The organism is Ancylomarina sp. YFZ004 (genome assembly GCF_054254355.1).
Window position 1 is genome coordinate 136,219 of record NZ_JBTCHQ010000005.1, and the last position, 13,070, is coordinate 149,288.

10 protein-coding genes are annotated in these 13,070 nt (G+C 35.4%); 1 reads left to right on the forward strand and 9 read right to left on the reverse strand.

Annotation, left to right across the window (positions count from 1 at the left end; all coding sequences use genetic code 11):
* Positions 1-83: 83 nt before the first annotated feature.
* The 6 genes from dnaJ to ACXR6G_RS10170 all read right to left on the reverse strand — a co-directional run bounded on the left by dnaJ (position 84) and on the right by ACXR6G_RS10170 (position 7,685).
* Entirely contained in the window at positions 84-1,244 is a 1,161-nt protein-coding gene (gene dnaJ, locus ACXR6G_RS10145) for a molecular chaperone DnaJ (RefSeq protein WP_458361316.1), read from the reverse strand.
* Positions 1,245-1,271: 27 nt separating this feature from the next.
* Positions 1,272-1,856 carry a nucleotide exchange factor GrpE gene (locus ACXR6G_RS10150; protein ID WP_458361317.1) on the reverse strand — a complete coding sequence of 195 codons (585 nt, stop codon included), beginning with the start codon at positions 1,854-1,856 and terminating at the stop codon, positions 1,272-1,274.
* 334 nt (positions 1,857-2,190) lie between these two features.
* Entirely contained in the window at positions 2,191-2,727 is a 537-nt protein-coding gene (locus ACXR6G_RS10155) for a TlpA family protein disulfide reductase (RefSeq protein WP_458361318.1), read from the reverse strand.
* 102 nt (positions 2,728-2,829) lie between these two features.
* Positions 2,830-4,140, reverse strand: coding sequence for a UDP-N-acetylglucosamine 1-carboxyvinyltransferase (murA, locus tag ACXR6G_RS10160; protein ID WP_458361319.1), 1,311 nt, complete (start codon positions 4,138-4,140; stop codon positions 2,830-2,832).
* A gap of 246 nt (positions 4,141-4,386) precedes the next feature.
* Complete coding sequence (locus tag ACXR6G_RS10165; protein ID WP_458361320.1) at positions 4,387-5,004, reverse strand: DUF4290 domain-containing protein; 618 nt, start codon at positions 5,002-5,004, stop codon at positions 4,387-4,389.
* A gap of 365 nt (positions 5,005-5,369) precedes the next feature.
* Positions 5,370-7,685, reverse strand: coding sequence for an ATP-dependent helicase (locus tag ACXR6G_RS10170; RefSeq protein ID WP_458361321.1), 2,316 nt, complete (start codon positions 7,683-7,685; stop codon positions 5,370-5,372).
* Between the two features lie 178 nt (positions 7,686-7,863).
* On the opposite strand from ACXR6G_RS10170, the gene ACXR6G_RS10175 reads away from it, so the two are divergent.
* The gene (locus ACXR6G_RS10175) at positions 7,864-9,237 is read left to right on the forward strand and encodes a T9SS type B sorting domain-containing protein (RefSeq protein WP_458361322.1); all 1,374 of its coding nucleotides are present in this window, start codon (positions 7,864-7,866) and stop codon (positions 9,235-9,237) included.
* Positions 9,238-9,326: 89 nt separating this feature from the next.
* On the opposite strand, the gene ACXR6G_RS10180 is transcribed toward ACXR6G_RS10175, so the two are convergent.
* From ACXR6G_RS10180 to ACXR6G_RS10190, 3 genes are all read right to left on the reverse strand, one after another.
* The gene (locus ACXR6G_RS10180; protein WP_458361323.1) at positions 9,327-11,483 is read right to left on the reverse strand and encodes an elongation factor G; all 2,157 of its coding nucleotides are present in this window, start codon (positions 11,481-11,483) and stop codon (positions 9,327-9,329) included.
* A gap of 227 nt (positions 11,484-11,710) precedes the next feature.
* Entirely contained in the window at positions 11,711-12,073 is a 363-nt protein-coding gene (locus ACXR6G_RS10185) for a hypothetical protein (RefSeq protein ID WP_458361324.1), read from the reverse strand.
* Positions 12,074-12,094: 21 nt separating this feature from the next.
* Positions 12,095-13,000: a CPBP family intramembrane glutamic endopeptidase gene (locus tag ACXR6G_RS10190; protein ID WP_458361325.1), complete on the reverse strand. Its 906-nt coding sequence runs from the start codon at positions 12,998-13,000 to the stop codon at positions 12,095-12,097.
* Between the last annotated feature and the right edge of the window lie 70 nt (positions 13,001-13,070).

Here is a 13,070-nt window from a genome sequence, read left to right on the forward strand (position 1 = left end):
AAATATTACGATTATGTCTCTAAAAATCAAGACAAAAAAAATCCCTTAGATTAATCTAAGGGATTTGAATTATTATATTTGACCTAATCAAAGAAGTTTCTCACTTTTTTGAAAAAGCTCTTTTCTTGTGAACTTGGATTAGGAATAAATGATTCAGAAGCTTGTAGTTTTTCTAAAAGTTTCTGTTCGTCTTTACTCACTTTGTTTGGAACCCATACGTTTATCTTAACCAATAAGTCTCCACGACCATATCCATTAATATCTGGTAGACCTTTTCCGCGTAAGCGAAGAATTTTACCAGGTTGAGTGCCGCCATCGATTTTTACTTTTACTTTATTTTCGATAGTTGGGATTTCAACTGCAGTTCCTAAAATTGAATCAGGAATGCTAATAAATAGGTTATATAATAAATCGTTCTCGTCGCGTACAAGATCAGGATGTTCTTCTTCGTGAACTAAGATTAATAAATCACCATTCACACCACCACGACGAGCAGCATTACCACGCCCGCTTACCGATAATTGCATACCTTCAGCAACACCAGCAGGAATATTAATTGTGATAATTTCTTCGTCTTTTACGATACCTTCACCAGCACATGATTTACACTTGTTGGTAATGATTTTACCTTCGCCATTACACGATGGACAAACCGCACTAGTCTGCATCTGGCCTAAGATTGTATTCTGAATACGTGTTACTTGACCACTACCGTTACACTGTGTACATGTATCGTGAGAAGAACCACCTTCAGCACCTGAACCACTACAATCGTGACATTCAACATGCTTTTTAACCTTAATCTTTTTTTCAACGCCGTTTGCAATTTCTTCAAGAGTTAATTTAACCTTAACTCTAAGGTTGCTTCCACGGTTCACGCGTTGTGAACTACGGCCGCCGCCGCCACCGAAACCTCCAAAGAAAGATCCGCCAGATCCACCACCGAAAATATCACCGAAATGAGAGAAGATATCGTCCATGTTCATGCCGCCACCGCCGTGACCGCCTCCAGCTGCACCGCTCATACCTGCATGTCCATATTGATCGTAACGCTGACGTTTTTGATCATTGCTTAAAACCTCATAAGCCTCAGCTGCTTCTTTAAATTTTTCTTCAGCTTCCTTGTTATCAGGGTTTTTGTCAGGGTGAAATTGTATAGCTTTCTTGCGATAAGCCTTTTTTAACTCTGGTCCAGTTGCATTGTTCGATACGCCAAGTATTTCGTAGTAATCTCTTTTCGACATCTTATTTCAGATTTGTTTTGTTTAATATTATTCTCCAACGACTACTTTCGAAAAGCGAATCACTTTATCGTTAAGGAAATATCCTTTTTCAACACAATCAATAACTTTACCTTTTAATTTTTTACTTGGAGCAGGTATTTTGGTAATAGCTTCGTGTAAATCTGTATTAAAAGCAAGATTTGTAGCTTCAATTTCTTTTACACCCTGTTGAGTCATAAAATCTTTGAAGTTTGTATGTATTAGGTGAATACCTTCTTTTACGCCATCAATATCTGAAGATTCATCTACAGATTTTAAAGCTCGTTCAAAGTTATCCATAACGGGTAGAACATTTACTAAAATCTTTTCACCTGCAGATTTCATTAGTTCCATTTTTTCTTTCAAAGTACGTTTACGGTAGTTATCGAACTCAGCCGATAATCTCATATACTTATCTGTAATATCTTGAAGTTTGGTTCCAAGTTCTTCAATCTCGTCAGCCTGCTGCTCTTTTTTAGACTTTTTCTTTTCAGTCTTTTCCTCTTTTTCAGCGGCTTTCTCTTCAGTTTCAGGAGTAGCAGTATCTTTTACTTCCAAATCTTCCTTGTCTAACTTGCTTTTATCTTTTGTCATTTCCTTATTTTTCTAATAAATACCAAATTGCTTTGGGTTTGAATTCTCACTATTTATTTGCCAGCAATTGTAAACTTCAATACATAGTTTGCAGGGCTGTTAAAAACACAGGCATTTGTTTACAAATTGTTTGCCAATGCCCTATTTTCCGACAAATTGGCACAAAGATAAAATTTGTCGGTTAAGTTTGCAGTTTTTTGCAGAGATTAATGGCAATATTTCATGACAAGACTTGTTTAATTGAATTGCTTTCAGGTAATAGCGAATTTTAGGCGTAAAAAAAGAGCTGCCCTTTTTAAGAACAACTCTTGTCATATTTTATTAAATATAGAATCTATTTTTTTAAATAGTGTTGTAATACCAACTCCAATTTCTGACCTCTTAAATCTTTAGCTAAGATGATACCATTTTCATCGATTAAGAAGTTCGATGGGATTGAGTTAATACCAAATTTAACAGCAGTAGGTGAGTACCAGCCTTTTAATTCGCTGGCGTGATGTTCCCAAACCAAACCATCCTTTTTTATGGCATTTTTCCAGCTATTAACCTTTTTATCTAAAGAAAAGCTAAGTACGGTAAAACCGTTTCCATTCTTAAACTCCTGGTCTTTAAATTTCTGATATACTGAAACAACCCAAGGGTTTTCATCACGACATGGTCCACACCATGAGGCCCAAAAGTCAACAAGTACAAGTTTGCCTTTCAGATCACTTAGTTTAATGTCTTTCCCATCAGGCGATTTAGCAGAAATCCCAGGAATCTTATCCCCAATATTTAAGCCTTCTTTTACATCTTTACCGTTTTCTCCAGCAAGTGCAGAAAATGAAATAACTAGAAGTGTTATTAGTATACTTAGATTTAATTTTTTCATAGCGAATTATCTTTTTTGAATTAATTGCCTGTGCAATACCCTCTTGGTTTATTATAAGATTAAAATTAGCTATTTGTTTTTATTTAGACTGTTAATGAATAGTTAATTGTCAATTCTTCTAATTTTTGCCCCAATTGCATTTAGTCTAAGGTCTATATTTTCGTAACCTCTGTCAATTTGATCAATGTTTTGAATCGTACTTGTTCCTTCTGCTGACATAGCAGCAATAAGGAGTGAAACTCCAGCTCGAATATCTGGCGAAACCATTTTTGTTGCTCTTAGTTTAGATTCTTGATTAAGGCCAATAACTGTTGCTCTATGTGGATCGCATAGAATAATTTGAGCTCCCATATCAATTAGCTTATCCGTAAAGAAGAGACGAGATTCAAACATTTTTTGATGAATAAGTACACTTCCTTTTGCTTGTGTTGCCACAACAAGAATAATGCTTAGAAGATCTGGTGTTAAACCAGGCCAGGGGGCATCAGCAATGGTTAAAATGGAGCCATCCATGAAATTTTCAATGGTATAGCTATCTTGTTTTGGTATATAAATATCATCACCAATGATTTCTAGCTTAATACCCAATTTCTTGAATGTATCTGGGATAACACCAAGTTCTTTATAGGCTACATTTTTAATGGTAATTTCAGATTTTGTCATAGCTGCTAAGCCAATAAAACTACCAATCTCAATCATGTCAGGAAGAATTCTGTGTTCACAACCTGATAGTGTTTTAACACCTTCTACATAAAGAAGGTTGGATCCGATTCCCGTGATTTTTGCACCCATAGAATTCAACATTTTGCATAATTGTTGAATGTAAGGTTCGCAGGCGGCATTGTATATTGTAGTTGTCCCTTCAGCAAGAACGGCTGCCATAATAATATTGGCTGTACCCGTCACTGATGCTTCATCAAGCAACATATATGTTCCTTTTAAGCGTGGAGCTTCTAGACGATAAAATTTATCACCTTGTTTGTATTTGAAATCTGCACCTAGTTTTTGAAAACCGATAAAATGGGTATCTAACCTGCGACGTCCAATTTTATCTCCACCAGGCTTTGGAATATAGGCTTTCCCAAATCGTGCCAAAAGTGGTCCAATAATCATGATTGACCCACGAAGAGATGAGCCTTTTTTCGCAAATTCATCCGTGTTTAAATACTCAAGATTAATTTTTTTGGCTTCGAAACAATAGGTGTTCTTTGTCTCCTGAGTTACGCTAACACCAAGTGATGCGAGTAATTCAATCAGACGGTTAACATCAAGGATATTTGGAATGTTGTGAATTCTGACTTTCTCGGATGTTAAGAGAGTGGCGCATAAAATTTGTAAAGCTTCATTTTTTGCTCCTTGTGGGTGTAATTCACCTTTTAGTGTTGTACCACCAATTATTTCGAATGTGCTCATTTAATTGATCATTAGGTGTTATGACGGAATGATAAGATAAATATTTTGAATATCAATTATTAAATACGAAGTGTCAGTATTAGCTTTCTAGTACAATTCCTATTTTTGAAATTCTAGTCTAAAGATAATTAAAAGGACTTTTAAAAGTGAACTTGAAAAAAAGTAAATTCAGAAAAAATAAATTTCAATTTGACACAAAAAAACCGGAAGTTATCCGGTTTTTATATGTGGTAAATATCAGTAAGATTATTTCTTCTTAATGAATTTTCTAGTATCATTCTTGTGGAACGTTCTTTTCTTATTCATAGTCTGAAAATCTTTGTCTTGAGATTCTCTCAATTTCATGTTCTCAGGAATAGTTAGTTCTCCTTTAGATAAATCAACAATATCTTTAAAGATTTTATCATCAGCTACGCCTTCCTTATTCCAATTAGAATAAGATTTTTTCATATGATTAGCAATCATTAAGATCAAAGCGTTTTTCTCTTTTTCATCTTCCATTTCTATAGCTTTCTTCACCATAGATTCAATGATTTTGCCGTAATGACGATACCTGATTCTATGATTATTGTATGGAAGTATTTCTGGCTTTTCAGCCAGTTTCTCTTTCGTTGGTAATTCGTATGGTGAATCGATATCGAAATGAAAATCTGTCATGATAGCTAAATGATCCCAAAGTTTGTGTCTGAAATCACTAACATCTCTAAGGTGAGGATACATGTTACCCATGATAGAAATAATGGTTTTTGCAGCCTTATTTCTTTCGTCTCTATCCTCAATTTTCATGGCAAAATCAACCATCATTTGAACGTTTCTGCCATATTCAGGGAGTAATAATTTTACCCTATTCGAATTATAATCCATCTATTTGTTGTTGTGTTTTAACTGTGATGTGTTTTCAACAGTTATCACTTATTTTGTGGGAAAGCTTATCGATGTGTTTTCAATAAGTCTTTACTTTCATAATCACCCTAAAATATTATTGATTTCTAGACGTGTCTTTTGAAGAACACAATATTACTAAAAAAAACGAAAATAAATCAGTTAATATTTGAGATCTGAGCTTTTTATTATCTTAAGTTGAAGCTATCGTCGATAATGAAATTGTAACCGGTATGGTGTGTTTATTCACGGAATCACTTAGAACTCAATGCAAATGTACAGCATTTCTTCTATCAATGCAAATGGATCACCTAGAAGAGTATCAATTAGATAATGATAAACACAAATTAAACGATTTTTAATTTGGCAAATTTCAATAGTAATTGTTTCTGACCTACATTCTGGAAAAATACGGTTGCTTTAATATTGGGAGCTTCTCCCTCTAAATGTAAAACTTTACCTTTCCCAAACCGTTGGTGTTCTATATGCATACCAGCTTGTATTGTACTAGCATCTGAAGCTTCGAAGTTACCGTTCGATTCAGTATTGTTTGTTGGTCTAATTCTAGCTGCTGACTGCGAAAGTTTTGGTCGCGTACCTGGCTTCTTCTTTTGCTGGAAGCGAGTCTCGCTTGTCATGCGTTCTTGACTGCTATCACTTTGTGATATTCTCGCTCCAAAACTGCCAAACTCAGGTTCTTGTTCGTAAGAAAAATCGACATACTGTGTATCAATTTCTTTTATAAAACGACTTGGTCTAGGATAACTCATGTCACCCCACTTGTAACGTGCTTTTGCGAAAGATAAACTAACCCGATCTTTTGCTCTGGTTAATGCCACATAGAACAATCGACGTTCTTCTTCTAAATCTTGAGGTGATGTTATTGAGAGTTTGGATGGGAACAAATCCTCTTCCATCCCTACAACATAAAGATATGGAAACTCAAGTCCTTTTGATGAGTGAATGGTCATCATACTTACCTTATCTCTATCTTCATCTTTTTCATTGTCATGATCGGTTAATAAAGCGACATCTTCCAGATAATTTGCAAGCTTGTTTTCTTTATCCTCTTCCAGCGCAATTTGGGTGAAATCCTGAATAGCGTTCAACAGTTCCTGAATATTCTCATGACGAGATACGCCTTCTGGGGATCTATCGTTGTATAGTTCTTTAATAATTCCCGTCTCATTAGAAACGCGACTTGCCAATTCGAAAGCAGTCTCGTGTTCAACCTTCATAGCAAAGCCATTTACTAAAGTGGCGAACTTCATCAACTTACTTATTGTTCCTCCATTTAAACCATACGGACGCTCATTTAAACCACAAATGATGTTCCACATGCTCTGTCCAGTACTTGTAGCGCCTTCTTGGAGTTTACCAATAGTTGTTGCACCAATACCTCTTTTGGGATAATTGATAACACGTTTGATTGCTTCTTCGTCATTCGGATTGATTGCCATTCTGAAATACGAAAGCAAGTCTTTAATCTCTTTACGTTGGTAAAAAGAAAGACCACCATATATTTTATAAGGGAGGTTGAGTTTTCTTAATGACTCCTCAAAAATTCGAGATTGGGCATTGGTACGATATAGAATGGCAAAATCTTCAAACTTAAGACGATTTCGCATTTTAGTCTCAAAAATATCATTTGCAATAATATAACCCTCTTCATGGTCAGTCATTGCTTTAATAACTTTTACATTTTCGCCACCTTCTTTTTCAGAGAATGATTCTTTCTTTATCTGACCTTGATTTTTTTTGATAACAGAGTTAGCCGCATTTACTATAATCTTTGTAGAACGGTAATTTTGTTCCAGTTTGAATAATTTGTAGTTGGGGTAGTCGTTTCTGAAGTTGAGAATATTTTCGATTTTCGCTCCACGAAACGAATAAATACTCTGAGCATCGTCACCAACCACACTAACATTCTTGTGCTGCTCAGCTAGTTTCTTAACAATTAAATACTGCGAGTAGTTCGTATCCTGGTACTCATCAACTAAGATATATCTGAACTTATCTTGATACTTAGTTAATATTTCTGGTACATTTTTAAAAAGAATGTTGGTCTGCAAAAGGAGATCGTCAAAATCCATAGCATTGGCCTGACGACAACGGTGACTGTATCGCTTATATATTTCTGCCGTTAATGGTCTTCGATTTGAAGCATCGATTTCTTGAGCAGCAGAATTCTGAGAGTAAGCCATAGCCGTAACCAGATTATTCTTTGCTGATGAAATACGATTTAATACATCCTTGGATTTATAAACCTTATCATCCAGTTTCATTTCCCTAATTATACTGCGAAGTAAGTTTTTAGAATCTTGACTATCGTAAATTGTAAAGTTTGAATCGAAACCCAAATGTTCAGCTTCGTAACGCAATATTTTGGCGAATGTAGAGTGAAAAGTTCCCATCCAAAGAGATTGAGCTTGCTCTGATCCTACAATATGGCCAATACGCTCTTTCATCTCGCGAGCGGCTTTATTGGTAAAAGTAAGAGCCAATATGTTATAGGGACGCACACCCTTGTTTAAAAGGTGAGCAATTCGGTAAGTCAAAACACGTGTTTTTCCTGATCCAGCACCAGCAATAACTAGTGATGGGCCATCCGTGTTCTCAACTGCTTCACGTTGTACAGGGTTTAGTTCATTTAAATAATCCATATGCTCTTTACTCTAATTTTGATTCCAAAATACTAGCTCAAAAGTACAAATTGCAATCTTAGTCGCACAAATTTTTCAGAAAATATCTCTATCAATTTATTATTCTGTAAACATATATCATAAATGCGACTTAATTTTTTTAATATTGTAAATTAAGTATTGTAAAAATTAGAAACATATGAGACTAATGGTTTTAGCTATTTCAAATAAATTTCGATTATTTTTAGGAGTATTTTTCGCCTTAATTTTATGCCAATCAACTTTGTTTGCACAAATTTCAGCTCCTACTTCAAGTTATAGTTCAGTAACTGCATATACAACAGGTGAGGATCAAAATGAAATTTTTGTCTTTTGCGACGAAGCAAACATTGGTGAAGGAGAATTAAAAGTGGTTTCACCAGATGCTGCTGCAGGATGGCAATTTACTTGGACTAAATGGGACAGTGGAGCCAATACTTTTGGAGGCACTTTTCCTGTATCTAATGGGGAAGAGTCAATTTTAGGTAATTTACCTAATGGTTTGTATAGAGTAAGTGTTGAAAAAGTAGGAGAAGTATCTCAAGTTTATCAAGCTTGGGTGATTAATCATTTGAAAAATCCGATTCAACCAAGTCTTACTAAAACAAGTACAGACTGTTCTGGAGTTCATTTTACTTCATCTTTTATCCCAAGCATATATTATTACCAAAACTTTCCTTCTGATACTGCTCTGGATCTAAAGGGCGAGCCGAAACCTTTTACCTTTATTCTAAAACGTGATGATGTGGAAGTGATAGGAAGACTTAATAATGCTGATGGGACATTGAAAAGTTTCATTGATTATAATGCCTTTAATGGTGTTGCTAATTTTACTATGACAGTAATTGACGAGTGTGGTTTTGAATATACTTCGGAAGTAGAGACTTCGAGAACATACAAAGTGGATGCTAGATTCACTTTTGACCCTGTTACAGGTGAAGCTCCTTTAGAAGTGAATTTTGATTTATCGAATGAGAATCCTAATGGTTCAGAATATCAATGGTACTTCTATAAAGATTCTAAACAGATTCCTGAAGTAGATTATGATGTTACTGCTGTGCAAGAAGATTTACTGACTGATATAGTCATTAAAGAAGATCCAGTTTACACTTATATGCACCCTGGTAATTATTTCGTAAAGTTAATTGTAACCAATAATGACATATCTCCTGCGTGTGAAGATATATTTAGGTCAACTGAGATTATTGTTGAAGGTTCTATTTTTGAAGTTCCAAATGTGTTTACACCCAATGGTGATGGAAAGAATGATAAGTTCCATCTGAAATTATATTCTGTGAAATCATATTCGGTGAAAATTTTTAATCGATGGGGGCGTTTGGTTTATGAATTCCAGGAATCAGACGTATCACCAGGTTTGGCTGATAGAAAAAGTAGTAAAAGTTGGGATGGTAAGATAAGTGGAAAACTTGCTGCTCCAGGAACTTATTTTTATGTTGTTGAAGCTGAAGGTCGAGAAGAAGAAGGGAAGCATTATACCGAAAAAGGAGCCTTGACTCTATTGCACAACAAATAATATGATCAGATAATAGTTCATAAGTCGATATAAAGAAAGCCGACAGATTCATTTGAATCTGTCGGCTTTATCTTTGTTGAGATATTTGATTAGGCTTCAGCCATTTCTTCTTCGTAGGCAGCTAATAATTCTTTCTGAACATCATTAGGTACTTTATCGTACTCAGCAAATTTCATTGAGAATTGAGCTCGTCCACCAGTAAGAGAACTTAGTGAAGTTGAATATCGATCCATTTCCTTTAGAGGCACCTTAGCTAGAATCTTCTGGAATCCTTTTTCAGCTTCCATACCCATTATCATAGCTCGGCGAGTTTGTAAATCACTCATTACATCACCCATTCTATCTTCTGGAACTAGAATTTCAATATTATAAATTGGCTCTAGAATCTTAGGTGCAGCATTTTTGAAGGCCTCACTAAAAGCGTGACGTCCTGCAAGTCTGAAAGAAATTTCATTTGAATCTACAGCGTGCATTTTTCCATCGTATACTGTTACGCGGATATCACGTGCATAGGATCCCGTTAATGGACCTTCATCCATCTTCTCCATGATTCCTTTCATAATACCAGGAAGGAAACGTGTATCGATAACTCCACCAACAATGCAGTTACAGAATACTAACTTACCACCCCAATCTAGATCAATAATTTCTGTACCCCTTAGATTGACTTTAAATTCTTTCCCATTTACTTTAAACGATGTAGGATCAGGAATACCATCGTAATAAGGCTCTATAATTAAATAGACTTCACCAAATTGTCCTGAACCACCTGATTGTTTTCTATGACGGTAGTCGGCTGCAGCTTGTTTTGTAATGGTTTCACGATATTGAATCTTAGGAGATTTAAATTCGATTTCCATTTTATCGTTATGCTTCAATCGCCATTTAAGAGTGTTCAAATGGAATTCACCCTGACCATGAAGAAGTATTTGTTTTAGTTCTTTCGAGTATTCAATTATTATGGTTGGATCTTCTTCGTGTATGCGATGAAGTAATTCACCCAAACGTTCATCGTCAGAATCATCAATAGCGTTGACAGCAGTTCTGTATTTTGGTTCCGGGAAATCAATATCCTTGTATATAAAGTCACAATCCTTACAATTTAAGGTGTGATTGTTTTTAGTGTTTTTTAGTTTTACGGTAGCACCGATATCACCCGCAACCAGTTCTGAAACTTTTTCGCGATGACGACCAGCAACAGCAAAAAGTTGTGAAAGACGTTCCTTGGTTCCGTTATTAATATTCATTAAATCGTCACCTTCTTTAATTTTACCCGAGATTACTTTAAAGTAGTTGACTTCACCAATATGTGGCTCTATGGATGTTTTAAATACAAATAAAGACGTTGGTGCGTTCGCATCACATTTTGCTTCACGACCACTTACGGTTGGAATAGCTGGCATCTCTGTAACGAATGGGACTATATTTCCAATAAATTCCATTAGTCGTCGAACACCCATATCTTTTTTAGCAGAAATACAGAATACAGGATAAAGATCGCAAGCAATCATCCCCTTTTTCATTCCTTCTCTCATTTCGTCTTCAGACAATGATCCTTTATCGAAATAAAGTTCCATTAAAGCTTCGTCATTTTCAGCCGCAGCTTCTACAAGTTCGTTATGAAGTTCATTTGCCTTATCCGTTTCTGAATTTGGGATGTCAAGTATTTCTGGTTTTCCTCCATCGGCACCCCATTTATACATTTTCATTTTCAAAACATCTACAACTGCATCGAAACCAAGACCTGCATTTACGGGATACTGCACGATAGCGACCTTGTTTCCAAAGCTCATCTTTGCAGATTCTATACATTGCTCAAAGTTGGCTTTCTCATGATCAAGATGGTTTACGACAAAAATCAGAGGTGTATTCCGCTTTGTAGCTCTACGACCAAGGATCTCGGTTCCAACTTCAACTCCTTGTTGTGCATTGATTAGCATCAAACCTGTATCAACAACATTTAAGGCTGATATAACACCACCAGAAAAGTCGTCGGCACCAGGCGTGTCGATGAAATTGATTTTCTTTCCTAACCACTCTGTATACAAAACGGTAGAGAAAACAGAATTACCATGTTCATGCTCTACCGGATTATAATCAGAAACGGTGCTATTATCATCCACGTTTCCGCGTCTACTAATAACACCGCCTTCGAATAACATTGCCTCGGCGAGGGTGGTTTTACCCGAGCCGGCATTGCCAATGAGAGCGATGTTCTTAATTTCATTTGATTGATAAACTTTCATACTCGAAATTTTTATTGGGTTAAAAAATATTTCGATCAGCAAACTAGGGTTAATTTGCCTTTCTGAACTTATGGGTCTACCAATTTAGCGAACTTTTTTTCCAATTCCAATAGCTGATGGTGAGATGCTTAGTTTATGTTTCGATTGTTGTTTCGGGTAATAAGAGCTTAGCTAAGTGTCCAATGATTCTATTATAAATAGACTTTGTAATTTGTTTTTATTCTAATTTATTTCAGGCATAATTGTATCTCCTTTATTAAGCTGTTCCTTTTTAAGTCGAAGGATCTACTTTCGTCTTCAGCCCTGTTAAGACTATTTAGTGCTTTTAAGTATAGAGTTTTCGCTTTATCATTATTTCCTAATTCCTTATTTATTTCTGCTTCTTGTTTAAGAAGGCTTCCATACAAATCGAGTTTGATAGAATTACTTTCACTTTCGATATGTATTTCGTCGAAATGTTCCAAATAGCAGTCATCTAAGGTTTCGAGGGCTTGGGAATATGAGCCATCTTCTTTAAAACCGATCATTTTGGCAATGGCCTTTCCTGCCGCTTCAATCATTTGAAGAATATAGTCTTTGTTTTGAATCATAGTAATGTTTTGAACTATAAATTATATACCTGTTTCTTGTTTGCGTATTGCAGGTGTGTTTTGTCTTTTGTAGTAATATAATATAACAAGTATTGTGATGGAACTTAAAAGAGTACAAAGCCATGAGCCTTCAAAACCAAAATCACCACCATTAAATGAATTTTTTACTAACATATCGAATTTGAATACTGAGTTGACATTTAAGCCACTCACATTATAATCGAAGACACAGCCTTGAATAAAGTTCCAGAACAGGTGTAAGCTAATGGGGAACCATAGGTTTCTGGTATATATATAGGTGCTTCCTAATAATATGCCTGCAATAAATAGGTTGGTGATTCCGAATAAGCTCAAGTTATCGTTAAAGGCATGTCCTAGAGTGAAAATTGCTGAAGAGATAATTAAACTCCAATAAGGATTCATGGAGTCCATTAGATTATTAAGGATATACCCTCTGCATAATATCTCTTCGAAAAGTGCTACTACAATAAATAATAGAAAGCCGTAGAAGAAATCATTGCCATTGAAATGAATACCAGTTATGCTGATGTTCTTATTTATTAATAATATGCTTGTACCGAGAATCATGATTCCAGCAGCAGTAACTAATCCCCAAAGTAAATCTTTACCTCTTCCTTTAGCATGAAATCCCATTGATGAAATTGATCGCAAGTCAATATTCTTGCGAAAAAAAAAGATAACCGCTAACGATCCAATAAAACCAGCTCCCTGAAAGAAGAAGTTTTCTTTAAGACTCATGTTTTGTGCGTGGCGTAAATTTTCTAAGTCACCGCTATATATTAAAGAAGCAATAAATGAGAACAAGCCTCCTATAAATAATGTGCCTAATATGACTAATATGATTCTAATTGCAAGAGGAATGCTTGATTGGGTTTGTTCGGTGCTTATTGAATTCTCTTCTGACATATGATTTATTTTATGAATTTGTATGTATTGGGTTTAAAAGTAGGCTTATTACCTCATAATTTAATATGTC